The organism is Kitasatospora sp. NPDC059812 (assembly GCF_042732075.1).
Lineage (GTDB): Bacteria > Actinomycetota > Actinomycetes > Streptomycetales > Streptomycetaceae > Kitasatospora.
In genome coordinates this window covers 11,749-36,194 of record NZ_JBHWIO010000013.1, presented here as the reverse complement: position 1 = coordinate 36,194, position 24,446 = coordinate 11,749, and the positions used below count along the sequence as shown (strand labels likewise).

At 73.5% G+C, this 24,446-nt stretch carries 18 protein-coding genes and 2 pseudogenes; 4 read left to right on the top strand and 16 right to left on the bottom strand.

Features of this window, described 5'->3' with window-relative positions; genetic code table 11:
* Positions 1-180: 180 nt before the first annotated feature.
* Genes ACFV6D_RS09630 through pdhA form a run of 3 tightly spaced genes read right to left on the bottom strand, consistent with a single transcriptional unit; the run spans position 181 to position 3,788 of the window.
* The gene (locus tag ACFV6D_RS09630) at positions 181-1,644 is read right to left on the bottom strand and encodes a dihydrolipoamide acetyltransferase family protein (RefSeq protein ID WP_380559040.1); all 1,464 of its coding nucleotides are present in this window, start codon (positions 1,642-1,644) and stop codon (positions 181-183) included.
* A 15-nt stretch (positions 1,645-1,659) separates the two neighbouring features.
* Entirely contained in the window at positions 1,660-2,634 is a 975-nt protein-coding gene (locus ACFV6D_RS09625) for an alpha-ketoacid dehydrogenase subunit beta (protein ID WP_063348502.1), read from the bottom strand.
* Positions 2,634-3,788, bottom strand: a complete 1,155-nt coding sequence (gene pdhA / locus ACFV6D_RS09620; RefSeq protein ID WP_063348501.1) for a pyruvate dehydrogenase (acetyl-transferring) E1 component subunit alpha — start codon at positions 3,786-3,788, stop codon at positions 2,634-2,636. The genes ACFV6D_RS09625 and pdhA overlap by 1 nt, the downstream gene beginning before the upstream one ends.
* Before the next feature lie 426 nt (positions 3,789-4,214).
* Between pdhA and ACFV6D_RS09615 the strand changes: the two genes are divergently transcribed.
* Together ACFV6D_RS09615 and ACFV6D_RS09610 are read left to right on the top strand one after the other, a co-directional pair.
* The gene (locus tag ACFV6D_RS09615; RefSeq protein WP_063348500.1) at positions 4,215-4,874 is read left to right on the top strand and encodes a response regulator transcription factor; all 660 of its coding nucleotides are present in this window, start codon (positions 4,215-4,217) and stop codon (positions 4,872-4,874) included.
* 67 nt (positions 4,875-4,941) lie between these two features.
* Positions 4,942-6,042, top strand: coding sequence for a phosphotransferase (locus ACFV6D_RS09610; protein ID WP_380489454.1), 1,101 nt, complete (start codon positions 4,942-4,944; stop codon positions 6,040-6,042).
* Between the two features lie 20 nt (positions 6,043-6,062).
* Here the strand turns inward: ACFV6D_RS09610 and ACFV6D_RS09605 are convergent, their stop codons facing one another.
* The 11 genes and pseudogenes from ACFV6D_RS09605 to ACFV6D_RS09555 all read right to left on the bottom strand — a co-directional run bounded on the left by ACFV6D_RS09605 (position 6,063) and on the right by ACFV6D_RS09555 (position 17,670).
* Entirely contained in the window at positions 6,063-7,709 is a 1,647-nt protein-coding gene (locus ACFV6D_RS09605; RefSeq protein WP_107453050.1) for a protein kinase, read from the bottom strand.
* 264 nt (positions 7,710-7,973) lie between these two features.
* Positions 7,974-9,452, bottom strand: a complete 1,479-nt coding sequence (locus ACFV6D_RS09600; RefSeq protein ID WP_380559038.1) for a protein kinase — start codon at positions 9,450-9,452, stop codon at positions 7,974-7,976.
* A gap of 257 nt (positions 9,453-9,709) precedes the next feature.
* A complete protein-coding gene (locus ACFV6D_RS09595) occupies positions 9,710-10,321 on the bottom strand; it encodes a bacterial proteasome activator family protein (protein WP_208869088.1) in 612 nt (203 codons plus the stop codon).
* A 198-nt stretch (positions 10,322-10,519) separates the two neighbouring features.
* Positions 10,520-11,206 (bottom strand): hypothetical protein, encoded by a 687-nt coding sequence (locus ACFV6D_RS09590; protein WP_380423322.1) that lies wholly within the window; start codon positions 11,204-11,206, stop codon positions 10,520-10,522.
* 134 nt (positions 11,207-11,340) lie between these two features.
* The gene (locus tag ACFV6D_RS09585; RefSeq protein WP_380423321.1) at positions 11,341-12,318 is read right to left on the bottom strand and encodes an NAD(P)H-quinone oxidoreductase; all 978 of its coding nucleotides are present in this window, start codon (positions 12,316-12,318) and stop codon (positions 11,341-11,343) included.
* Between the two features lie 47 nt (positions 12,319-12,365).
* Entirely contained in the window at positions 12,366-13,412 is a 1,047-nt protein-coding gene (locus ACFV6D_RS09580; protein ID WP_079135735.1) for a TrkA family potassium uptake protein, read from the bottom strand.
* 49 nt (positions 13,413-13,461) lie between these two features.
* On the bottom strand, positions 13,462-14,715 hold the full coding sequence (locus ACFV6D_RS09575; protein ID WP_380423320.1) for a molybdopterin molybdotransferase MoeA: 1,254 nt from the start codon (positions 14,713-14,715) through the stop codon (positions 13,462-13,464).
* Positions 14,712-14,993, bottom strand: a pseudogene (locus ACFV6D_RS09570) (DUF6457 domain-containing protein); the annotation flags it as partial. The gene ACFV6D_RS09575 and the pseudogene ACFV6D_RS09570, both read right to left, overlap by 4 nt.
* 108 nt (positions 14,994-15,101) lie before the next feature.
* Positions 15,102-15,671: pseudogene (locus ACFV6D_RS09565) on the bottom strand (molybdenum cofactor guanylyltransferase); the annotation flags it as partial.
* A 16-nt stretch (positions 15,672-15,687) separates the two neighbouring features.
* Complete coding sequence (locus ACFV6D_RS09560) at positions 15,688-16,659, bottom strand: MBL fold metallo-hydrolase (protein ID WP_380559036.1); 972 nt, start codon at positions 16,657-16,659, stop codon at positions 15,688-15,690.
* 246 nt (positions 16,660-16,905) lie between these two features.
* Positions 16,906-17,670, bottom strand: coding sequence for a polyprenol monophosphomannose synthase (locus ACFV6D_RS09555; protein WP_380428610.1), 765 nt, complete (start codon positions 17,668-17,670; stop codon positions 16,906-16,908).
* A 329-nt stretch (positions 17,671-17,999) separates the two neighbouring features.
* Here ACFV6D_RS09555 and manA point away from each other — a divergent pair, with 329 nt between their 5' ends.
* Positions 18,000-19,190 carry a mannose-6-phosphate isomerase, class I gene (manA, locus tag ACFV6D_RS09550; protein WP_380428612.1) on the top strand — a complete coding sequence of 397 codons (1,191 nt, stop codon included), beginning with the start codon at positions 18,000-18,002 and terminating at the stop codon, positions 19,188-19,190.
* A 74-nt stretch (positions 19,191-19,264) separates the two neighbouring features.
* On the opposite strand, the gene ACFV6D_RS09545 is transcribed toward manA, so the two are convergent.
* Entirely contained in the window at positions 19,265-20,731 is a 1,467-nt protein-coding gene (locus ACFV6D_RS09545) for an acyltransferase family protein (protein ID WP_380559034.1), read from the bottom strand.
* Between the two features lie 92 nt (positions 20,732-20,823).
* Positions 20,824-22,470 carry a replicative DNA helicase gene (gene dnaB / locus ACFV6D_RS09540; RefSeq protein WP_380559032.1) on the bottom strand — a complete coding sequence of 549 codons (1,647 nt, stop codon included), beginning with the start codon at positions 22,468-22,470 and terminating at the stop codon, positions 20,824-20,826.
* A gap of 452 nt (positions 22,471-22,922) precedes the next feature.
* On the opposite strand from dnaB, the gene ACFV6D_RS09535 reads away from it, so the two are divergent.
* Positions 22,923-24,263, top strand: coding sequence for an MATE family efflux transporter (locus ACFV6D_RS09535; protein ID WP_380428616.1), 1,341 nt, complete (start codon positions 22,923-22,925; stop codon positions 24,261-24,263).
* Positions 24,264-24,446: the final 183 nt, after the last annotated feature.

Sequence of the window (24,446 nt, the reverse complement as noted above, 5' to 3'; positions counted from 1 at the left end):
ACGTCTGTAGGGATGAAGTCACGTCATGTGCGTGTCCGTCATCGGCTGGTCCTGATCGCCGTCCGCCGGCCTCGCTCCCAGCGCCGGCCGACGGGCGGGCAGAAGCGGAGGGGCCTTCCCCCACACGGCGGTGTGGGGGAAGGCCCCTTCGTGGCTTCCCGTTCGCGACGTCCCGGACCGTCAGCCCCAGGTGATCAGGCGCTTCGGGCGCTCCAGCAGCGCGGCCACGTCGGCCAGCACCTTGGAGCCCAGCTCCCCGTCCACCAGGCGGTGGTCGAAGGAGAGCGCCAGCGTGGTCACCTGACGCGGGACGACCTTGCCCTTGTGCACCCACGGCATGTCCCGGATCGTGCCGACGGCGAGGATCGCGGCCTCGCCGGGGTTGAGGATCGGGGTGCCGGTGTCGACGCCGAAGACGCCGACGTTGGTGATGGTGATGGTCCCGCCCTGCATGTCGCCCGGCGAGGTCTTGCCCTGGCGGGCGGTGTCGATCAGCTCGCCCAGCGAGACGGCGAGGCCCGTGAGGGTCTTGCCGCCGGCGTCCTTGATGTTGGGGACGATCAGGCCGCGCGGGGTGGCCGCGGCGATGCCGAGGTTCACCTGGCCCTTGATGACGATCTCCTGGGCCACCTCGTCCCACTGCGCGTTGATCTCGGGGTGCCGCTTGACCGCGGTGAGCAGCGCCTTGGCGACCAGCAGCAGCGGGCTGATCCGGACGTCCCGGCCCAACTCGCCGCTCTCCTTGAGCCGGCGGACGAACTTCATCGTGCGGGTCACGTCGACCTGGACGAACTCGGTGACGTGCGGGGCGGTGAAGGCCGAGGCCACCATCGCCTGCGCGGTCGCCTTGCGGACGCCCTTGATCGGCACCCGGACGTCGCCCGTCACGGTGACCGGCACCGGCACCGCAGCACCGACCGGCCCGGCCTCGACCGGCGCCGCCGCCGGGGCGGCCTGCGCGGTGGCCAGGGCCGACGCGTGGGCGTGCACGTCCTCGCGGGTGATCACACCGTCCCGGCCGGTCGGGACGACCGCGCGCAGGTCGATGCCGAGGTCCTTGGCCAGCTTGCGCACCGGCGGCTTGGCCAACGGCCGCTCCCCGGCGGGCTGTTCGGCCAGGACGGACGAGGCGGTCGCGACCGGTGCGGCCGGTGCCGGAGCGGCCGGCACGACGGACGCAGCCGGCACGACGGGTGCGGCCGGAGCCGGCGTCGCGGTGACGGTCGTCGTGGTCGTGCGCCGGGCCCGGCGCTGGGCGGTGCCGGTGCGCGGGCCGTAGCCCACCAGCACCTCGCGCCGCTCGGGTTCGGCCGGTTCGGCCGGCGCGGCGGCGGCGACGGACGCAACAGCAGCAGCAGGAGCGGCAGGAGCCGCGGCCCCGGCCTCCCCGGCGACCGCGACCGAGATGATCACGGTGCCGACGTCGACCGTCGCGCCCGCGGGGAAGAAGAGCTGCTCGACGACCCCGTTGAACGGGATCGGCAGCTCCACCGCCGCCTTGGCGGTCTCCACCTCGCACACGACCTGCCCGTCGGTGACGGTGTCACCGGGCTTGACGTACCAGCTGAGGATTTCGGCCTCGGTCAGGCCCTCGCCCACATCGGGCATCTTGAACTCGCGGAGCGAGCGAACTTCGGTGGTCATCTTCGCTCCCCCGGATCAGTACGCGAGTGCGCGGTCGACGGCGTCGAGCACGCGGTCCAGGTCGGGGAGGAAGGCCTCCTCGACGCGGGACGGCGGATACGGCGCGTGGTAGCCGCCGACCCGCAGAACGGGCGCCTCCAGGTGGTAGAAGCACCGTTCGGTGAGCCGGGCGGCCAGTTCGGCGCCCATGCCCAGGAAGACCGGCGCCTCGTGCACCACGACGGCCCGACCGGTGCGCTTGACCGACTCCTCCAGGGTGGTGAAGTCCACCGGGGAGAGCGAGCGCAGGTCGACGACCTCCAGGCGGCGGCCGTCCTCCTCGGCGGCCGCGGCGGCCTCCAGGCAGACCTTGACCATCGGGCCGTAGGCGAGCAGCGTGGCGTCGGTGCCGGAGCGCACGATCCGGGCGTCGTGCAGTCCGAGGTCGGCGGCGTCGCCGACCTCGCCCTTGTCCCAGTACCGGCGCTTGGGCTCCAGGAAGACCACCGGGTCGTCCGAGGCGATGGCCTGCCGCAGCATCCAGTGCGCGTCGTGCGCGTTGGACGGGCTGACCACGCGCAGGCCCGCGGTGTGCGCGAAGTACGCCTCGTGCGACTCGCTGTGGTGCTCGACCGCACCGATGCCGCCCGCGAAGGGGATGCGGATGGTGACCGGGAGCTTGATGTTCCCGAGCGCGCGGGCGTGCATCTTGGCCAGCTGGGAGACGATCTGGTCGAAGGCCGGGTAGACGAAGCCGTCGAACTGGATCTCCACCACCGGGCGGTAGCCGCGCAGCGCCAGGCCGATCGCGGTGCCGACGATGCCGGACTCGGCGAGCGGGGTGTCGATCACCCGTCCCTCGCCGAAGTCCTTCTGCAGGCCGTCGGTGATCCGGAAGACGCCGCCGAGCTTGCCGATGTCCTCGCCCATCAGGACGGTCTTCGGGTCGCTCTCCAGCGACTTGCGCAGCGCGCCGTTGAGCGCCTTGGCAATGCTGAGCTGACCGGCCATCAGTGGTTCTCCCCCGCCTCGAAGGAGGCCGCGTACTGGACGTACTCGGCCCGTTCCTCATCGACCAGCGCGTGCGGCTCGCTGTACACGTGGTCGAAGATCAGGGTCGGGTCCGGGTCGGGCATGCCGCGCACGCCCTCGCGCACCCGCAGCCCCAGCCGCTCGCTCTCGGCGTCGATCGCGGTGAAGAACTCCTCGTCGGCCAGGCCCTCCTTCTCCAGGAGGGCGCGGAGCCGGGCGATCGGGTCCTTGGCCTTCCAGGCCTCGGTCTCCTCGGTGGGCCGGTAGCGGGTGGGGTCGTCGGAGGTGGTGTGCGCGCCCATCCGGTAGGTGAACGCCTCGATCAGCACCGGGCCGTTGCCGCTGCGGGCGTGGTCGAGCGCCCAGCGGGTGACGGCCAGGCAGGCCAGCACGTCGTTGCCGTCGACCCGGACGCCGGGGAAGCCGAAGCCGGAGGCGCGGCGGTACAGCGGGATCTTGGTCTGGGTGGTGGTGGGCTCGGAGATCGCCCACTGGTTGTTCTGGCAGAAGAACACGACGGGCGCGTTGTAGACCGAGGCGAAGGTGAAGGCCTCGTTGACGTCGCCCTGGCTGGAGGCGCCGTCGCCGAAGTAGGCGATGACCGCGTCGTCGGCGCCGTCCTTGCTGATGCCCATCGCGTAGCCGGTGGCGTGCAGGGCCTGCGCGCCGATCACGATGGTGTACAGGTGGAAGTTCTTCTCGTTCGGGTCCCAGCCGCCGTGGTTCACGCCGCGGAACATGCCGAGCAGGTTGAGCGGGTCGACGTCGCGGCACCAGGCGACACCGTGCTCGCGGTAGGTGGGGAAGGCGTAGTCGCCGGTGCGCATGGCGCGGCCGGAGCCGACCTGGGCGGCCTCCTGGCCGAGCAGCGAGGCCCACAGGCCCAGCTCGCCCTGCCGCTGGAGTGCGGTGGCCTCGCCGTCGAACCGGCGGACCAGCACCAGGTCGCGGTAGAGGGCGCGCAGCTCCTCCGGGGTGGTGGTGAGCGGGTAGTCCGGGTGCTCGACCCGCTCGCCTTCCGGGGTGAGCAGCTGTACGAGCTCCGGCTGGGCGTCCTTCCCCGTGGCGCGGAGGGTGTCAGGGACGCCGGGGGCCGCCTTCTTGCGGGCCCTCGCCGTGCTTTTGACGGTCACGTTCACTCCTCGGTCTGTCCGGCCGCCCGGGGTCGCCGGTGACCGGTCCGGTCACCGCCTCGCGGGGCGCGCGTGGGTGTGCGCTCCTACTGCGGGGCAGGTGGTGATCCTGTTCCGACGGCGTCCCTCACGAGAACGTTACCCAGCGTCCGCCCTTGGCGCGCTTGCGCTAGGACGTCCTACTTGTTCAGGGCTTACAACCCCGAGGGTGCCGCGGGCAGCGCGCCGTCGGAAGGGTGGGGGTGACGGACCGCGTGACGCAGCTCTCAATTCGGGCGCCTTCAGGACACCAGCGCACGTTATCCGGGCGCGGGCCCGTACGTAAGGGGGTTCTCGGTATCGGTTTTGGACCGCCCCGGCCGGACCACCTGGCTGCGGCACCAGGGACGATAGGTCTTCCGTACGGTGATATGGGAGGCTTTGGACGTGACTGATAACGGACAAATCAGGGTGTTCCTGCTCGACGATCACGAGGTTGTCCGGCGGGGCGTGCACGATCTGCTCTCGGTCGAGGACGACATCGAGGTGGTCGGCGAGGCCGGCACCGCCGCCGAGGCGCTCACCCGGATCCCGGCGGTCCACCCCGATGTCGCGGTGCTCGACGTCCGGCTGCCGGACGGCAACGGGGTCGAGGTCTGCCGGGAGATCCGGTCCCGGATGCCGGAGATCAAGTGCCTGATGCTGACCTCGTTCTCGGACGACGAGGCGCTGTTCGACTCGATCATGGCGGGCGCGTCCGGCTACGTCCTGAAGGCGATCCGCGGCACCGATCTGATCACCGCCGTCCGGGACGTCGCGGCCGGCAAGTCGCTGCTCGACCAGGTCGCCACCAGCCGGGTGCTGGCCCGGCTGCGCGACGGCGGCGAGAAGGAGGACGAGCGGCTGGCGCAACTCACCAAGCAGGAGCGCCGGATCCTCGATCTGATCGGCGAGGGGATGACCAACCGTCAGATCGGCAACGAGTTGCACCTGGCCGAGAAGACGGTGAAGAACTACGTCTCCAGTCTGCTCGCCAAGATGGGCATGGAGCGACGCACCCAGGCAGCGGCCTTCGTGGCACGGCACCAGGCGGACCAGCAGCACTGACCAGAACAGCGATCACAGAACTGACGACTTGTCAAGGGCCCCCGCACGGGGGCCCTAACCTCTGGCTGTGACTTTCAGCCAGACCCTCTCCTGTTCCCCGGCCCGCCCCGACCTCTCCGCGCCGCCGATAGGGACCCTCAGTCCGCCCGTCCCGCGCGCCGCACTCGCCGAGGTCCTGGGCCGCTACCGGGCGGGGGGGCTGCTGACCGCCGAACCGGTCGCCGAAGGCCTACTGAACCGCGGTTACCGGGTCACCACCGAGACCGGCGCGTACTTCCTGAAGTGCTACGTCGACGCCGCCACCGCCAGCCGCCCGAAGATCGTCGCCCACCACCGGGCGATGGCCGGGCTCCAGGCCCTCGGACTGCCCGTCGCACCCCCGCTGACCTGCGCCGAACGAGCCGGCACGGTGGCCGGCTACGGCGGCCGGCTGTTCGCGCTGTTCCCCTGGGTGGATGGCCGACACCGGCACGGTACCGACCTCTCCCCGCCGCAGTGCGACGCGCTCGGCGCGCTGCTCGGCCGACTGCACGGCGCGCTCGACGACGTGTGCGCCCCCTTCGAACAGCCCCCCGGCTACCGCACCGCCGACCCCCTCGACAGCGCCGACCTCGCCCGCGACCTGCGGCGCCACGCCCGCGACCACCGCCCGTACGGCGACCTGGACGCGCTGGTCGAACGGCGGCTCACCGAACGGCTGGAACTGCTCGCCGAACACGCCCACCGCCGCCCCGCCCCGCAGACCGCCCCGCCCACCGGCTGGACCCACGGCGACTTCCACGGACTCAACCTGCTGTACGGCGACGGCCCCGACGGCGGCCCGGTCGCGGCCGTCCTGGACTGGGACAAGCTCGGCCCGCAGCCGCGCGCCGAGGAGGCCGTCCGCGCCGCCACGCTGCTCTTCAACGACCGGGCGTCCGGCACCCTCGACCTGGTGCGGGTCCGCCACTACTCGCAGTCCTACCGGGCCACCGGGGCCGCCACCGCCGAACACCTGGCCGCCGCCGTCCACCGGGTCTGGTGGGAGCGGCTGAACGACTTCTGGATGCTCCAGTGGCGCTACCAGCGGGCCGACCACCGGGCCGACCCGCTCTACCCCGCCTCGGCCGGCCAGTTGACGTGGTGGTGCCAGGAGTACGAACAGGTCCTGGACGCCTTCGCCAACTGACCGGTGTCAGCCCGGCCCGATCAGGGCGTCGCCGGCGGCTGGGTCGCCGGCGGCTGGGTGGCCGGCGGGTTCGACTTGGTCACCGGCGGCTGCGTGGCCGCCCCCGTGCTGCCGCCGCTTCCCGTGCTCGGGGTGGTCGGCGCCGTGCTGGGCGTGCCGGGCGCCGTGGTGGGGGGCGGGGTGTGGCTGGGGGTCTGGCTGGGCGACGGGGTCGTCGAGTGCTTGCCCGAACCCGGCGACGGCGACATGTTGTTGTTGCCGTTGTTGTTGCCGCCGTTGTTGTTGCCGTTGTTGTTGCCGCCGTTGTTGTAGCTGCCGCCGTTGCTGCCGTTCTCGGTCGGCTGCGTCGGGCGCCGGCTGCCGGTGTTGGACGCGGGCGGGCTCTGCGAGCCGCTCTGGGGCGGCGTGCTGGGCTCGGTCGTGCTGACCGCCGGGAGCGGCGTCGGCGGCACGATGTGCGAGTTCCCGGGTTCGTTGCCGCTGAACGCGAACGCCATGCCGACCCCGGCCGCGAGCAGCACGGCCACTGCGCCGGCCACCCAGGCCCACGGCCCGCGCCGACGGCCGGAGTCGCCGTCGTCGTCGCCACCGTAGGGGCCGCCGGCCCCCGGGTAGGGCGTCGACGGGGTGTGCGGGCCGCCCGGGCCCCCCATCCCCTGGTAGGGCAGCACCGAGGTCTGGTCGCCGGGGCCGATCGCGCCGAAGGCCGCGGTGGCCGCGGTCTGGTCGGGCCGGATCACCTGGGTGGCGTCGGTGTTCCCCTGCCCCGCGGCGGCCAGCCCGGCCGTCGCGCCGGCCCAGCCCGCGCCGCCCGCGCCGTGCATCTCGCGCAGCGCGTGCTGGAGGTGCGCGCGGAACTCGTCGGCGTCCTGGAAGCGGTCGTCCGGGTTCTTGGCCAGCGAGCGCAGCACCAGCTGGTCCAGCCCGACCGGCACCCGGCCGTTGGCCTGCGAGGGCGGCACCGGCATGTCCTGGACGTGCTGGTAGACCACCGAGAGCGGGGTGTCGCCGGTGAACGGCGGGCGCAGCGCCAGCAGTTCGTACAGCATGCAGCCGGCCGCGTACAGGTCGGAGCGGTGGTCGACGGGCTTGCCGAGGGCCTGCTCGGGCGAGAGGTACTGCGGGGTGCCCATGACCATGCCGGTCTGGGTCATGGTGCTGGCCGTGCCGGTCAGCGCCCGGGCGATGCCGAAGTCCATCACCTTGACGGCGCCCGCGGTCGTGATGATCACGTTGGCGGGCTTGATGTCCCGGTGGACGATGCCGTTGCGGTGGCTGTAGGCCAGCGCCTCCAGCACCCCGGCGATGATGATCAGCGCCTGGTCGACCGGCGGCGCGTCCTCGTCCACCAGCAGCTCGCGGACGGTCCGGCCCTCGACCAGCTCCATCACGATGTACGGCGTGGACTCGTCCCCGGCGTACTCCTCGCCGGTGTCGTAGACCGCGACGATCGAGTGGTGGTTGAGCCCCGCGACGGCGTGTGCCTCGCGGGTGAACCGCAGCCGGGCGATGTCGTCCTGGGCCAGCTCGCCGCGGAGCAGCTTGACCGCGACCGTCCGGCCCAGCCGTACGTCCTCGGCCGCGAACACCTCGGCCATACCGCCGCGGCCGAGCCGGTAGGTCAGCCGGTAGCGGCCGTCGCCGACCGTGCCCAGCGGCGCGGCCATGCCGCGGCCGGGGGTCTGCGGGCCGCCGGGCCCGACCGGGGGAAACGCGCTGGTCGCGGCGTCGTTGCCGGGTCCGGGCATCCTCGGCGTCCCGCCGGTCCGGCCGTCAGCTCCGGCACCCGTTCCGTCATCCGGCTGCTGCGTCTGTGCCATCGCTCCTCGCCCCGGGCGTTCGCTCGGATCGCGGTGCCCTGTCGCTTCGTATCCCCGAACGCTACCGCCTCCGGCGCGGGCCCGTGGCACGCCCGAACCGGCCGGAAAGCGTCAGAGCAGGCCATTCCGGTCGACCGGGAGGTCAACCACCAGCACCACTGCGGGCCGCTCACCGGTGGTGTGCCCGGTCTTGGTCTTCGTCTTGTTGTCCTGCGCCTTGTTGACCACGATCGCGATGATGATGCCGGCCAGCACGAGCACGCCGACGATGATCCCGATGACGACCGCGGCCGTCGAACAGCCGCCGCCGCTGGGCGCCTTCGGCTGCTGGTACGGCGGCATCGGCTGCGGCGGCGGGGTGTGCGCCCGCTGCGGCGGGGCCTGCTGCAGGTACTGGGGGTGCGGCGTGTGCGGCCCCTGCGGACGCGGCGGCTGGAAGGCCGGCGGCGGCGTCCGGTACTGCGGCTGCTGCGGCTGCTGCGGCGGCGGCGGCGCCTGCTGGAGGTACTGGGGGTGCGGGGTCTGCGGTCCCTGCGGACGCGGCGGCTGGAAGGCCGGCGGCGGCGTCCGGTACTGCGGCTGCTGCGGCGGCGGAGCTTGCTGCGGGTACTGGGGGTGCGGGGTCTGCGGCGCCGCGTGCACCGAGCGCGGCCCCTCGTTGATCACCAGCGGCGTGCTGGCCTGCAACGGGTGCCCGCTGCCGCCGCCCTTCGCGGCCGCGATCAGCCGCTCCGCCTCGTCCCGCATCGCCGCCGCGCTCTGGAACCGGTGCGCCGGGTCCTTGCGCAGCGCCTGGGCGACGAAGGCGTCCACCGCCGGGGTGACCGACCGGTTGAGGGTGGACGGCGCCGGCGGCTCCTCCTGGACGTGCTTGTAGGCGATCGAGAACGCCGAGTCGCCGTCGAAGACCAGCTGCCCGGTGAGCATCTCGAAGAGCATCACGCCGACCGAGTAGAGGTCGGAGCGGGCGTCCACCGGCTTGCCGAGCGCCTGCTCGGGCGACAGGTACTGCGGGGTGCCGACCACCATGCCGGTCTGCGTCATCGACGTGGCGCCCGGTTCCAGCGCCCGGGCGATGCCGAAGTCCATGACCTTGACGTTGCCCTTGCGGTCGAACATGACGTTGCCGGGCTTGATGTCGCGGTGCACCAGGGACATGTCGTGCGAGGCCTCCAGCGCGTTCAGCACGCCGACGATGACCCGCAGGGCCTCCTCGGTCGGCATCGCGCCGTACTGGGCGACCGCCTCGTTGATCGCCTCGCGCAGGCCCTTGCCGTCCACCAGCTGCATGACGATGTACGGGGTGCTGGAGCCGTCCGGCGCGACGTCCTCGCCGCTGTCGTACACCGTGACGATGTTCGGGTGCTCCAGCCGGGCCACCGCCTGCGCCTCGCGGCGGAACCGCTCCTTGAACGAGGCGTCCCGGCCCAGCTCGTTGTGCATGCTCTTCAGCGCGACCTGCCGGTCCAGCACGCTGTCGTACGCGAGGTGCACCGAGGCCATGCCGCCCTCGCCCAGCAGCCGCTGCAGCACATAGCGGCCGTTGCCCAGGGAGGAGCCTCCGACCGCCGCGTTGCCGTGCTCGCTCATGGTCCTCTGCTCCCCCTCGGCGCGGCCGTGGCGCCGCGACCGTGACGTTCGGTCTCGTCCGTGCGTGGTGGGCCGGGCCCGCGGGCCTGGCGGACCCCTGCCGCGGCGGTACGACCGGCCTGCGACAGGGGTCAGGGTATCGGCTGACGCCGACGGTGATCGGTCCAGGGCCGGTCCTGCCCCCGGACCGCCGGCGCCGTCCGGCGGCGCCCCGGCCCGGGGCGGACCGTCGTGGTACGTCCGGTGTCGGCGGCCCGTTACAGGTACGGGCCGGAACGGATGCCGCGGCCCTGGCCCGGCTCGTCCTCGTCCAGTTCACCGCCGTGCAGACCGGGCGGCAGCGCCCGCCGCATCTGCTCCAGCTGGGCCCGCGCCGCCATCTGCTGGGCGAACAGCGCGGTCTGGATCCCGTGGAACAGGCCCTCCAGCCAGCCGACCAGCTGGGCCTGGGCGATCCGCAGCTCCGCCTCGGTCGGAATGATGTCCTCGTTGAAGGGCAGCGACAGCCGCTCCAGCTCGGCGACCAGCTCGGGGGCCAGGCCGAGCTCCAGCTCCTTGATCGAGCTGGCGTGGATGTCCTTCAGCCGGGCCCGGCTGGCCTCGTCGAGGGGCGCCGCCCGGACCTCCTCCAGCAGTTGCTTGATCATGCTGCCGATGCGCATGACCTTCGCGGGCTGCTCGACCATCTCGGTCACCGGGAGCTCACGCGGCAGGTCGCCCTCGTCCTCGTCCCCCGCCGAGCCGGCGAACCCCTGGCCCACGGGCAGCCCGTCCGGTCCGACGATCAGCACCTTCTGGCCGTCCTGCGACTGCCCGCCCGCGGCCTGGAATGGCTGCTGAAACGAGCGCTCGTTCATCGGATTCGTCATGAACAACATTCTCTCTCACTGGGGTTGGTCGGGCGGAAGCCCCCGTACAACCGCCGTCCTGAGCCACCGCTGACGACGGTACGCCCCCGGGCGCCGCCCCGGAATCCGTACGGATACTCAGCTCCCGGCCCGCCCCGGCCCCCCTGGGGCGTGCACACACCCCTCACGGAACCTCCCCCGCCGCACCCGCCCCGCGACTCAGCCCCGGCGCAGCCGCAACCCGATCAACCCCAGGCCGCAACCGATCAACCCCAGCCCCGCGCCCAGCGGGAACTGGACTGTCGAGGCGTCCCGCCAGCGGGCGGGCAGGACGGCGGGGACGGCGGCGGCGATGGCCTGGGCGGTCGCGGCGGCGGCGTCCGATGCGGCGGCGGCGTTCGGTGCGGCGGCGGCGTTCGGTGCGGCGGCGTCCGCCGTGTCCGGGGCGCCCTGGTCGGCCTCGGGCTGGTCCCCCGCACCGACCTGCCCGGTGCTCCGGTCAGGAACCTGGTCGGGGTTCTGCTCGGGAACCTGCGCAGGGGCCTGCCCGGGAGCCTGCCCGGGAGCCCGGTCCGGGGCGGTGTCGGCGTGCTCGGGCACCCACACCGCCCAGCGTCGGTACACCCGGGCGTCGCCCCGACCGGGGCGCGGGTGCTGCGGCGGCCCGACCGCCGGAACGGCCTCGGGCTCCGGCCCGCCCACGGCGGCGGGCTCGGCGGTGAACGGGGGCGGCGACGACGACGCCGGCCCGACGGCGGCGGCCGCCGAAGCGGCGGCCAGCGGGAGCGTGAGCCCGAGCACGGCCGCCGCGATCAGTCGCTGGGCCCGGCCCGGGCCGGTACGGCGGGTACGACGGTGGTGCGGCGCGGCGGGCAGCGGCCCGAGGAGGTGCGTTGGTGCGGCCACGGTCGGAGGTCCTTCCGACGGCCGACCGCGCGCGGCGGGGTCGGCGGCGGGACAGCTCCGAACCAGCCTCACACAATCCGACGATCAGGGCATTTCGGATGTTCCGCCCCGGGCCGCAGCCCCGCGGACCCGACTCAGGCCCGCAGCACGACCTTGCCGACCTGCTCCCCCGCCTCCAGCGCCCGGTGCCCGTCGCCGGCGTCGGTCAGCGGCAGCACCCGGTCGATCACCGGCTTCACCACCCCGGACTCCACCAGCGGCCACACGTGCTCGCGCACCGCCGCCACGATCGCCGCCTTCTCCGCCAGCGGGCGCCCGCGCAGATTGGTGGCGATCACCGCGGCGCGCTTGCGCAGCAGCGCGTTGAGGTCGAGCTCGCCCTTCACGCCGCCCTGCAGTCCGATGATCACCAGCCGCCCGTTGACGGCCAGCGCGTCCACGTTCCGCTGCAGGTACTTGGCGCCCATGATGTCCAGGATCACGTCCACCCCGGCCCCGCCGGTGGCCTCCTTGACCGCCTCGACGAAGTCCTGCTCGCGGTAGTCGATCGCGATGTCGGCACCGAGTTCGACGCACCGGGCCAGCTTCCCGGCGCTGCCCGCGGTCACCGCGACCCGCGCGCCGACCGCCTTGGCCAGCTGGATCGCCATGGTCCCGATGCCGCTCGCGCCGCCGTGCAGCAGCACCGTCTCGCCGGGCCGCAGGTGGGCGGTGAGGAACACGTTGGACCACACCGTGCAGGCGACCTCGGGCAGCGCGGCGGCCTCCTCGAAGCCCAGGCCCTTGGGCAGCGGCAGCAGCTGTCCGGTCGGCACCGCGACGAGCTGCGCGTACCCGCCGCCGGACAGCAGCGCGCACACCTCGTCGCCGACCGCCCAGCCGGACACACCCGGGCCGAGGGCGGCGATCCGCCCGGCGCACTCCAGCCCGGGGTAGGGCGAGGCGCCGGGCGGCGGGTTGTAGTGGCCCTGCCGCTGGAGCAGGTCGGCGCGGTTGACGGCGGTGGCCGCCACCTCGACCAGGACCTCGCCCTCGCCGGGCACCGGGTCGGGCACCTCCGCCCACACGAGTGCCTCGGGACCGCCGGGTACGGGAATCGTCATCGCATACATGCCCCGAACCTACTGCGCGTCACGGCGAGGAGGGGGCAAGGCCCGCGTCAGCCGGTCGACTTGATCACGATCACCCGGTCGGTGAGCTGGAGCACGGCGGCCTCGGGCTCGCTGTAGTTGAGCACCCGCCGGCCGCGGACCACCGCGACCACCAGGTCCTCGCACGCGCGCGGGCTGTGCCCGGCCTCGGCCCGGGTGACGGGGCGCTCGACCACGTCCAGGCCGTTGCCGTAGGTGAGCAGGTCCTCCATCACCGCGCCGGCGTGCGGGCTGAGCATCGACAGGCCGAGCAGCCGCCCGGCCGAACTGGAGCTGGTGACGACGACGTCGGCGCCGCTCTGCCGCAGCAGCGGGGCGTTCTCATCCTCCCGGACGGCCGCGACCACAGTGGCGCCCTTGTTCAGCTGGCGCGCCGTCAGCGTGACCAGGACGGCGGTGTCGTCCCGTTCCGGCGCGATCACCACCCGGGCGGCGGTGGGCACCTCGGCCCGCAGCAGCGTGTCGGTGCGGGTGGCGTCGCCGACCACGCCGACCAGCCCGTGCCGGGCGGCCTGGTCGATCACCTTGCGCTGCGGGTCGACGACGACGATCTCGTCCTTCTTCACGCCCTGCCCGAGCAGGGTGTCGACGGCGCTGCGGCCCTTGGTGCCGTACCCGATGACGACGGTGTGCTCGCGCACGGTGGACCTCCAGCGGTTCAACCGCCACTGCTGGCGGGTTCGTTCGGTGAGCACCTCCAGCGTGGTCCCGACCAGGATGATCAGGAACACCACGCGCAACGGGGTGATCACGAAGATGTTGGTGAGCCGGGCGCCGTCGCTGTACGGGGTGATGTCGCCGTACCCGGTGGTGGACAGCGTCACGGTCGCGTAGTACGCCGCGTCCAGGAAACTGACCCCGCCGCCCGCGTTGTCGTTGTAGCCGTCCCGGTCGACGTAGACGATCAGCGTCGTGGCGACCAGGACGGCGAGCGCCACCAGCAGCCGGGAGCCGACCTGCCGGACGGCCGGCGCGCTCCGCCGGGCGGGCAGCACGATCCCGGCGTCCGACCACGGCTCGGTCCCCGGGGCGGGCGCACCCCGCAGCCTGCTCATGCGGTCGCCTCCCCGCTGTCGTGGGACGCGCACGCCCCGGTGGGCCCGTTCACGGTGCCTCCAACAGTTCGACGGGTGCGCCGGCCGCCGCGCCGCCGGGCGGTACCACGGCCAGCGCCTCGGCCCGGGCGAGACCGCGCAGCATCGCGGGCCCGTCGAAGGCGAGTGGGACGACGCCGTCGGCGGTGTGCCGGACGGGCAGCAGCCGGGTGTCCACCGGGTGCCCGGGCAGGCCGACGGCGGCGGGTGCGAGGGCCGGGGTGACGGCGGACCGCCCGCTGCGGGCGTGCAGCAGCGGCAGGGCGAGGGTGACCGTCCCGGCGACGGCGGCCAGCGGGTTGCCGGGCAGCCCCACCAGGTGCCGCCCGCCCGGAAGCCCGCCCCCGGCGGGGCCGGCCGACGGGGATGCGGCCGACGGGAGTTCGGCCAGCAGCATCGGGTGTCCGGGGCGGACGGCCACGCCGTCCACCAGCAGCCGGGCGCCGGCCTCGGCGAGGGCCCGGTGCAGGAAGTCGACCGGGCCGGCCGCCGTTCCGCCGGTGGTGACCACGATGTCGGCGGTGGAGTGCCGCAGCGCGTCCCGGAGCAGCCCGAAGTCGTCCCGGACGGCCCGCACTTCGGCCACCTCGGCACCGGCCGCCCGCAGCCAGGGCGGCAGCAGCGGCCCGAGCGCGTCCCGGACCAGGCCCGGACCGGGGACGCCCGAGGCGAGCAACTCATCGCCGAGGACGAGCAGTTCGACCACCGGGCGGCGGCGCACGGCGAGCCGGTCGTGACCGCAGGCGGCGGCCAGGCCGAGCACGGCCGGGCCGACCGGGACGCCACCGGGCAGCAACGCCTCGCCGCGGCGGCACTCCTGGCCACGCGGGCGGACGTCCTGACCGGTGGTCAGCGGGTGGCGGCCGCAGTCGTGCAGCAACGTGCCGTCCGTGCGGCCGTGCTCACGGCGCAGGACGGCGGTGGCGCCCGGCGGCAGTTGGGCGCCGGTGGCGATCTCGACGGCGGCGCCGTCGGCCAACGGCACGGACGCCGCCCGGCCGGCCAGCACCCGCCCGGCGACCCGCCAGGGGCCCGGCCCGGCGACCGCCCAGCCGTCCATCGCGGAGGTGTCGAAGGCGGGCAGGTCGGTCAGCGCGGTGAGCGGCTCGGCGAGGGTGCGGCCGAGCGCCTCGGCGAGCGGCAGCCCGACCGCCGGCAGCGGGCTCAGCCCGGCCCGGCGGGCGGCCTCGCGGGCCTGCGCCCAGCTCAGCACGCCGGGACCGGTCGACGGGGCGGCCACGGTGGTCTGCCCGACGGCGCTCACGCCTCGCCCGGCCCGGCGGCGGCGCTCCAGCGCTCGGCGAGCGCGGCGGTCCGCCGGGCGGCCTCGGCCACGGCCCCCGGCCCGCCGCCCTGCTGGGCGGCCGCGTAGCCGATCAGAAAGGCGGTCAGCGGCGCGGCCGGGCGGGCCACCCCGTGCGCGACCACCCGGGTGAGGTCGAGCAGTCCCCGGACGTCGACGTCCAGGTCGATGCCCAGGTCGGCCCTGACCTCGGCGATCCAGTCTTCCAGCGTGCGCTCCATGCGCCCATGCTGCCTGATCGGCGGTTTCCCCGGAGTGTTCGCCCCGTGTGCGGCGCGCGTCGTTTCCCGCACGGACGCCCGCGCGGGCCGTGCACACGGACCCCGAGGGAGCCCCTACGACCGGTCGCGCTCCCGGGCCTGTTCGAGGTCCTCCCAGGTGTCGCAGTCGTAGGCGACGTTGTCGGTGTCGGCCACCAACTGCCGGGCGAGAGCGCCGGTGAGGCGGCGCAGCGGGAGGCCGGCCGGATCGCCGAGGGCGGCCAGCGCGGTGCGCAGCGGGGCGGTGCGGTAGGCGGCGGCGAGCGGCTGGTCGCGCCCGCCGGCGTCGACCAGGACGGCGGCGTCGACGGCCGGGCCGGCCTCGGCGAGGGCGGTGACCAGCCGGTCGACGGTCCGCCGGTCCAGGAACGGCAGGTCGGCGGCGAGCAGCAGCACGGTCGGTGCGGTGACCAGGTCGAGTCCGGCGGCGACGGCGGCGACCGGCCCGCCGCCCGGCGGCTGCTCCCTGGTCCAGCGGACGCCGGTGCGCGCGGTCGGCCGGCCGGGGCCGACCACGACGGTGGTGCGGGCGCCCGCGCAGGCGGCGAGCACCCGGTCGAGCAGGGTGGTCTCGCCCACGGTCAGCCCGGGTTTGTCGGCCCCGCCGAGGCGACGGGCGGCCCCGCCGGCCGGGACGATCACGTCGTAGGGCGTCATGCGGCCAGTATCCGCCCTACTCGGCTTCGCCCTTCCGGGGCTCCGTGCGCTCCTCGGTGATCTCGTCCTCGACGATCTCCGCCTCGACGATCTCGCCTCCTCGCGCCGCCCGGGCGGTGTTGGCGGCGGCGCCCAGTTCCAGGATGGCCGGCAGCGTCAGCTCCCCGTACCGCTCGTTCATCGCGGTGACCAGTGCCTCCGGGTCGTCCGGGTGCACGGCCAGCAGCCGGTCGAAGTCCTGGAGGTACTCGCCGGTGAAGGCGAGCACCCGGGCGGCGTCGTCGCCCTGGTCGGGGGCGCGGTGGCCGGCGATGACCCGGTCCACGCCGAGGTCGGCGATCCGGCCGAGGTTGTGGCCCCAGGTGGTGCGCTGGGCCGGGGTGGTGTCGGCGGTCCAGACGTGGGTGCCGTTGTAGGCGAAGTCCCCGGCGATCACCGTCCGGATGCTCGGCACGTGGACGACCGTCGAGTCGCCGCAGTCGGCCTGGCCGAGCAGCAGCACGGGGATGACCTGGCGGTCGAGCATGAGGGGCTGCGGCAGCAGCGGGGCGGGGATCAGCGGGTGGTCCGGGATGTCGTCGCCGTAGACCGGCTTCCACTGGGCGACCTTGGCGGCGGCGGTGCGCCGGATGCCGTCGACCACGGCGGGCGCGGCCAGCAGCCGGGCGTCGGGGAAGAGCTTCAGCACCTCCTCGGCGCCGAAGTAGTGGTCGGGGTGGTGGTGGGTGACGACGATGGCGAGCAGTCGGCGGCCCTTGCCTGCGACCCATTCGGCGAGTTCGCGGCCGGCGCTGCGGGTGAGCTGGGCGTCGACCAGGATCGCGGTCCGCTCGCCGAGGATCAGGGTGGAGGTGGCGAAGAAGGCCGATTCGGGGCCGGTGAAGACGGCGACCTCCAGCGGGCGGGCGGGCCGCTCGTGGTCCGGGGCGGCGGCCTCGGCGGCCGTGCGCTCCGCGCCGGCGCCCTCCTCGGGCGGGGACGACGTCACTGGCTGCTCCCTCTGGTCGGCGGTCGGACTTCCTGCGCCCTACAGCATGGGAGTACCGGTGTCGGATTGCGCGGAAGGCGCGCCCGGCGGGGCGCGCCTTCCGGCTCAGGTCACATCGCGGTTCGGACGGCCGGCGCCTTGGCGTCGTGGGCGGCCTGCCCCAGGGCACGAAAACGCCCGGGGCCCGTCCGTCGTGACAGCGGACGGGCCCCGGGCGGTTACGTCGTGGAGGTTACGTCGTGGAGCTCAGCGCTTGATCGCGCCGCGCAGGCGGGCCAGCCGGTCGGAGACGCCCCAGGCGGTCACCCGCCACAGCGCCTCGACGACGATGTTGCGGCTCATCTTGGACGCGCCCAGCTCGCGCTCGACGAAGGTGATCGGCACCTCGGCCACCTTGAACCCGGCCTTCACCGTGCGCCAGGCCAGGTCGACCTGGAAGCAGTACCCGGCCGAGGCCACCTCGTCCATGCCCAGGCCCAGCAGGGTCTCCTTGCGGAACGCCCGGTAGCCGCCGGTGACGTCCCGGATCGGCACGCCGAGCGCCAGCCGCGAGTAGGTCGAGCCGCCGCGGGAGAGCAGCAGGCGCGACTTCGGCCAGTTCACCACCCGGCCGCCCGGCACCCAGCGCGAGCCCAGCACCAGGTCGGCGCCGCGCAGCGCGCCCAGCAGCCGGTCCAGTTCCTCGGGCTGGTGCGAGCCGTCCGCGTCCATCTCGACCAGGACGTCGTAGCCGTGGTCGATGCCCCAGCGGAAGCCCGCGAGGTAGGCGGCGCCCAGGCCCTCCTTGCCCTTGCGGTGCATGACGTGCACGTTCGGGTCCTCGGCGGACAGCTTGTCGGCCAGTTCGCCGGTGCCGTCGGGGCTGTTGTCGTCGGCGACCAGCACGTGGGCCTCGGGGACCGCCGCCCGCACCCGGCCGACGATCCGCTCGACGTTCTCCGCCTCGTTGTAGGTCGGAATGATCACCAGGACCCTGCCGAGATCAGCAAAACTCTGCTGGTTCACGGTCACGTACAAACCTCTCGGCCGATGGCGGGGAGTGTCAGAACACCATCGCCCGCACTCTGGAACGCGGCTCCGCCGGCAGCCCGCCGACGGAGTGACCACGGTGGAAACTGCTGTGCAGGGCGGAGACTACTGCGTCCTGGCATCCTACTACCGCGCCCGGGAACCACCGGTCCGGCCAGGGCACTCCCCTCCGGTACCCGCCGTTTCCTCGCGGGCGACACCGGTCGGCTAGGGTCGATGACCTTGCCCGTGCCCGGACCCCCGCACCGCCGGGCCCGTTGCCCCGACGATCCGGCACACCCGCCACCCAGCGAAGGAGTAGGACCGCGCGCATGGACAGGCTCATCAACACCGTCCGCCCGTACGCCTGGGGGTCGCTGACCGCCCTGCCCGAACTGCTCGGGCAGGAGCCGACCGGCGAACCGCAGGCCGAGCTGTGGATGGGCGCCCACCCCGGCGACCCGTCGCGGGCCGACCGGGGCGAGGGGCCCCGCCGGTTGGACGAGCTGATCGCGGCCGACCCCGAGGGCGAACTCGGCGCCGCGACCGTCGCCCGGTTCGGTCCGGCCCTGCCGTTCCTGTTCAAGATCCTGACCGCGGGCATCCCGCTGTCCATCCAGGCCCACCCCACGATCGCCCAGGCCCGCGCCGGGTTCGCCGCCGAGAACGCCCTCGGCATCCCGCTGGACGCCCCCGAGCGGAGCTACCGCGACGCCAACCACAAGCCCGAGATGGTCTGCGCGCTGGGCGCCTTCGAGGGGCTCTGCGGCTTCCGGCGGCCCGCCGAGGCGGCCAGGCTGATGGCCGGGCTCGCGGTGCCCGGGCTCGGCCCGCTGATCGACCTGCTGGCCGTCGAGGACGAGGCCGAGGCGCTGCGCGGCACGCTGGCCGCCATCCTCACCATGGACGGGAAGGCCGCCGAGGAGACCGTCCGGGAGACGGCCGCGGCCCTGGCCCGCACCGACCCGGCCGGCGACTACGGGCCGTACGCCCGGATCGCCGAGGACTTCCCGGAGGACCGCGGTCTGATCGCCGCCCTGCTGCTCAACCACTTCCGGCTCCGGGCCGGCGAGGCGCTCTACCTGGACGCCGGCGTGCCGCACGCCTACCTGGCGGGTGCCTGCGTCGAGCTCCAGGCCAACTCCGACAACGTGCTGCGGGCCGGCCTCACCCCCAAGCACATCGACCTGCCCGAGCTGCTGAAGGTCCTGGTCTTCGAGGCGGGCGCCCCCGAGCTGCTGCACCCCCGCCCGGTCGACGGCACCGCCGGCGAGGAGCTCTACCCCGTCCCGATCGACGAGTTCCGGCTCTCCCGCTTCGTCCTGGACGGCCGGGACCGCGAGATCGACGGCCGCGCCCCGCAGATCCTGCTCTGCACCGAGGGCACCGCCCGGCTCACCGCCGCCGACGGCACCACCCTGGACCTCGCCCGCGGCCGGTCGGCCTTCCTCCCCGCCACCGGCGCCCCCACCCGGCTGTCCGGCACCGCCACGACCCTCTTCCGCGCCACCGTCACCGTCTGACGGCACCCGGGGACCACGCGCCGAAGGCTCGCCTCCTAGGTAGGAGGCGAGCCCTCGGTGTGTCCGTGCGGCGGTCAGCCGACCCGTTGCCCCGGGCCGCCGGCGCCGACTTCGACCGGCACCTGATCCTTCTCCTGATCCTGGCTCCCGCCCTGGCCCTTCTCCCCGGACTGGGCCGGAACAGCCCCGGCGGCCTCGCCGGTCGCGGGCGCCCCGATCGACACGGCGGCCGCCGGCTGCAGGGCGCTGCCCGGCCAGCGGCGCTCGACCGCCTTGGCCACCTTGCGGCCCAGCTTCTGCACGGGCAGCTCCACCAGCCGGTACATCACCCAGCTCGCCAGCATGATCACGACGAGGTACTCGGCCGTCCAGATCAGCTTGCCGCCGGTCGTCGGCGGCACCTTGGGCACGTGCAGCAGCGGCTGGATGGTGTGGACCAGCGGGACGTGCAGCAGGTAGAGCGAGAAGCTGATCCCGCCGAGCCAGGTGAGCGGCTTCGGGAAGCGGCGCTTGCGCAGCGCCATGCCGATGCCGAACGTGATCCAGGCCCCGAGGTAGGAGCCGGCCCAGGCCATCCAGCCGGCCGTCCAGGTGTTCTGCTCCATGCCGTCACGGTTGTACATCCAGGCGACGGCCACCCCCGCGACGACCACGAAGCCGCAGCACAGGATCGCCTGGAGGCGGTCGATCTGGCGGTTCTCGGCCCGGTAGATCGCGGTGCCCGCGAACATCGTCGCGAAGATCATCAGGGTCTCGAACATCGGGGCCCGGCTGTTGTTGTACATCAGCACGAAGCCCAGCAGACCGAGCGTGATCGCCCCGACCCGGGTCAGGTTCGGCCGGCCGCTCAGCACGCAGGCGAAGCCGAACAGCACGATCAGGACGGAGCCCCAGACCAGGTTGCGGGTCGAGGTGATGTCGCTGGTCAGCGTGTGGGAGGCGATGGAGGTGCCGAAGAGCAGCGCCACGCCGGCGAAGCCGACCGCGATCGGGCCGCTGCGGCGGTGCTGGCCGACCGTGAAGAGCGCGGTGACCATGTAGTAGAAGACCATCTCGTAGCTGAGGGTCCACATGACGCCCAGGCCGTTCCAGACGCCCATGAAGTCCTGCAGCATGGTCGAGTTGGCGGCCACGTAGATCAGGTCGTGATCGGTGGCGAAGAGCGCGACCGAGCCGTCGCCCTTCGGGATGATGGCCAGCGCCACCGTGATACCGATGATCACCGGCGGCCAGAGCCGGAAGATCCGTCCGATCCAGAACGCCCGCACGTCCCCGCGACGCTCCAGCGAGGCCGGGATGATGTAGCCGCTGACCAGGAAGAACAGCATGACGCCGTAGAGGCCCAGGTCGGCGTGCCACCAGATGAAGGACGCCACCCCGTCCGGCAGCATCTTCAGGACGTCGAAGTGGTGGAGCGCCACCACCAGGGCGGCCACGCCGCGAAGCGCGTCGAGCCAGCCCAGCCGACTGGCCGACCCGCTCGCCCGAGCCTTCGTGCTTCCCCCGGCCCGGCGGGCGGACAGCTGTCGTATCGTTTTCACCGCACGGACAGTAGCTCATCACACTGCTGCGTTGGCCTCGGTGACGGTCGGACGAGGCCCCCCGGTGCCCCTCGTCGGTGCCAGGTCCTGTCCTAGTCCCGGGTCATGTCGACGAAGCGCGAGTAGTGGCCCTGGAAGGCCACCGTGATGGTGGCGGTGGGGCCGTTACGGTGCTTGGCGACGATCAGGTCGGCCTCGCCGGCGCGCGGGGACTCCTTCTCGTAGGCGTCCTCGCGGTGGAGCAGGATGACCATGTCGGCGTCCTGCTCGATCGAGCCGGACTCGCGCAGGTCGGAGACCATCGGTCGCTTGTCGGTGCGCTGTTCGGGGCCACGGTTCAGCTGGGAGAGCGCGATGACCGGGACTTCCAGCTCCTTGGCCAGCAGCTTCAGGTTTCGCGACATGTCGGAGACCTCCTGCTGGCGGTTCTCGGCCCGGCGGGAGCCGCCGGACTGCATCAGCTGGAGGTAGTCGATGACGACCAGCTTGATGTCGTTGCGCTGCTTGAGCCGACGGCACTTGGCCCGGATCTCCATCATCGACAGGTTCGGGGAGTCGTCGATGAACAGCGGCGCCTCGCTGACGTCGGGCATCCGGCGGGCGACGCGGGTCCAGTCGTCGTCCGTCATGTTCCCGGAGCGCATGTGGTGCAGCGCGACCCGGGCCTCGGCGGACAGCAGGCGCATGGCGATCTCGTTGCGGCCCATTTCGAGCGAGAAGATCACGCTCGGCAGCTTGTTCTGGATCGAGCAGGCGCGGGCGAAGTCCAGCGCCAGGGTCGACTTGCCCATCGCGGGGCGGGCCGCGATGACGATCATCTGGCCGGGGTGGAGGCCGTTGGTGAGCGCGTCGAAGTCGGCGAAGCCGGTCGGGACGCCGGACATCTGGCCGTTGCGGGAGCCGATCGCCTCGATCTCGTCGAGGGCGCCCTCCATGATGTCGGCGAGCGGCGCGTAGTCCTCGTTGGTGCGCTGCTCGGTGACGGCGTAGATCTCCGCCTGGGCGGCGTTGACGATCTCGTCGACGTCGCCCTCGGCCGCGTAGCCCATGCCGGCGATCCGGGTGCCGGCCTCGACCAGGCGGCGCAGGACGGCGCGCTCGTGGACGATCTGGGCGTAGTACTCGGCGTTGGCGGCGGTCGGGACGGAGTTGACCAGGGTGTGCAGGTAGGAGGCGCCGCCGACGCGCTGGAGCTCGCCGCGCTTGGTGAGCTCGCCGGCCACGGTGATCGGGTCGGCCGGCTCGCCGCGGGCGTACAGGTCGAGGATCGCGCCGTGGACCATCTCGTGCGCGGGCCGGTAGTAGTCGGCCGGCTTGAGCACCTCGACCACGTCGGCGATGGCGTCCTTGGACAGCAGCATGCCGCCGAGGACGGACTGCTCGGCGGCGAGGTCCTGCGGGGGGACGCGCTCGAAGCCGTCCGCGCCGCCCTGGCCCTCGTCGTCGCCACGGCGCTGCCAGCCGCCGCCACCGCCACCGCTCTGCGAACCGTCGCGCTGGGAGCCGCTCCGGCCGCCCTTGCCGCCCTTCTGGAAGCCGCCCTCGCGGCCGCCGCCGTCGCGGTTGCCGTCCCGGCCGCCGCCCTGGCCGGAGCGGCCACGGGAGACCGGGAGCCGGTCGCCGGGCCCGTCGGGGAAGGACGCGTCGTCGAAGGCGCCGGCGGGGAAGGGGTCCTCGGCGGGCTGCCAGTCCTCCTCCGGCGGCGGGGCGTCGTGGTCGTCGTACTGGGGGCCGGTCACGCGTGTTCCCCGATCAGCGAGTGGTGCGAGTTGGAGCGGGTCTTGCCGGTGGCTGGGTGGAGCGGAGCCGCTCCTCTTTGTACGCCACGGCACCGACAAATCGGACGCCGGGGCGGGCGGGAGTGTCGGGCGGAGGGCCCACGCTAAGGCGCCGGGAGCCGTTCAGCCAAGGCGGTTATCCACAGGGGGTGTGGACGAGCGGCCCTGGGCTGTGGAGAAGTGCCGCAAAGCTGTGGACGCCCCTGTGGAAGGCCCTGTGGATAACCAGACCATCTGTCCACCGTCAACCTGTTGACCAGGTATTACCTCTTTCCGGGCCTGTGCATGAGAAATTCTTCACACACAGCCGGACCCCCGCGGGCGCGAAGCGGGTCGAACGCCTCGCTCAAGAATTCGAGTAATAGACAACTGCCACTAGCAGTCATTACCTGTGGATGAGTAGCCTGGAGCCCATGACCGCCCCTCCCGCAGCCCCGACCCCCTCCAGACGCCGGCACGACCGGGAGATCCTCGCACTGGCCGTCCCGGCCTTCGGCGCGCTGGTCGCCGAACCGCTCTTCCTGATGGCCGACTCGGCGATCGTCGGCCACCTCGGCACCCCACAGCTGGCCGGGGTCGGCATCGCCGCCGCCGCGCTGTCCACCGCGACCGGCGTGTTCGTCTTCCTCGCCTACGCCACCACCGCGGCGGTGGCCCGCCGGATCGGTGCCGGGGACCGCCGCGGCGCCGTCCAGCAGGGCGTCGACGGCATCTGGCTCGCCCTCGGTCTGGCCGTCCCGGTGGTGCTGCTCACCGTGCTGCTGGCCCCCTGGGCGGCCGACGTCCTGGGGGCTTCGGAGACCGCCGCCCCCTACGCCGTGACGTACCTGCGGATCAGCGCCCTGGGCATCCCCGCGATGCTCATGGTGATGGCCGCCACCGGCGTGCTGCGCGGCCTCCAGGACACCCGCACGCCGCTGCTGGTGGCGATCGCGGGCTTCGCCGCCAACATCGGCCTGAACGCCGGCCTGGTGTACGGCGCCGGGCTCGGGGTGGCCGGCTCGGCCTGGGGCACCGTGCTCGCGCAGACCGGGATGGCCGCCGTCTACCTGGTCGTGGTGGTGCGCGGGGCGCGGCGCGAGCACGCCTCGCTGCGGCCGGACGCGGCCGGCATCCGGGCCAGTGCGAGGGCGGGCGGTCCGCTGCTGGTCCGGACGGTCAGCCTGCGCGCGGTGCTGATGATCGCCACCGCGGTGGCCGCCCGGCTGGGCGACGACCAGGTGGCCGCGCACCAGATCACCATGACGCTGTTCAGCTTCCTGGCCTTCGCCCTGGACGCCATCGCGATCGCCGGCCAGGCGATCATCGGCCGCTACCTGGGCGCCGAGGACATCCCGGGCGCCAGGGCCGCCACCCGTCGGATGGTCGAGTGGGGCATCGGCTCGGGCGTGCTGCTGGGTCTGCTGCTGGTGGCCGCCCGCCCGCTGTACGTCCCGCTGTTCACGCCCGATCCGGCGGTGCAGGGGCAGTTGGACACCGCCCTGCTGCTGCTCGCGCTCAGCCAGCCGGTCGCCGGCCTGGTCTTCGTGCTGGACGGGGTGCTGATGGGCGCCGGGGACGGCCCCTACCTGGCCTGGGCGGCGATCGCGACCCTGGCGGTGTTCACCCCGGCGGCGATCGCGGTGCCGGCCACCGGCACCGGGCTGGCCGGGCTGTGGTGGGCGATGAACCTGTTCATGCTGGTCCGCGCGGCCTTCCTGGTCGGGCGGGCGCGCGGCGGCCGCTGGCTGGTCACCGGGGCCGTCCGGAGCTGACGGCGCCGGGGCCGAGGGCTCCGGCACGGAATGCGCCGACACCGAATGCGCAGGGGCCGAACGCTCCGGAACACGACCGAGGGGCCGGGACCCCGGGGTGTTCGGCCCCCCAGCCCCAGGGTAAGGAACAAAGCCACGACCTCGGCCCCGGCCGGGGGTGGGGGTTTTAAAACAAAAACACAC

Coding starts and splice junctions, on each gene's coding strand:
- ACFV6D_RS09625 (WP_063348502.1), bottom strand. CDS start 2,634: ATGGCCGGTCAGCTCAGCATTGCCAAGGCGCTCAACGGCGCGCTGCGC.
- ACFV6D_RS09535 (WP_380428616.1), top strand. CDS start 22,923: ATGACCGCCCCTCCCGCAGCCCCGACCCCCTCCAGACGCCGGCACGAC.
- ACFV6D_RS09605 (WP_107453050.1), bottom strand. CDS start 7,709: ATGGCCGCGCCGCTGGGCACGGTCGGCGACGGCCGCTACCGGCTGACC.
- ACFV6D_RS09580 (WP_079135735.1), bottom strand. CDS start 13,412: ATGAGCAGGCTGCGGGGTGCGCCCGCCCCGGGGACCGAGCCGTGGTCG.
- ACFV6D_RS09585 (WP_380423321.1), bottom strand. CDS start 12,318: ATGTATGCGATGACGATTCCCGTACCCGGCGGTCCCGAGGCACTCGTG.
- ACFV6D_RS09630 (WP_380559040.1), bottom strand. CDS start 1,644: ATGACCACCGAAGTTCGCTCGCTCCGCGAGTTCAAGATGCCCGATGTG.
- ACFV6D_RS09600 (WP_380559038.1), bottom strand. CDS start 9,452: ATGAGCGAGCACGGCAACGCGGCGGTCGGAGGCTCCTCCCTGGGCAAC.
- ACFV6D_RS09595 (WP_208869088.1), bottom strand. CDS start 10,321: ATGACGAATCCGATGAACGAGCGCTCGTTTCAGCAGCCATTCCAGGCC.
- manA (WP_380428612.1), top strand. CDS start 18,000: ATGGACAGGCTCATCAACACCGTCCGCCCGTACGCCTGGGGGTCGCTG.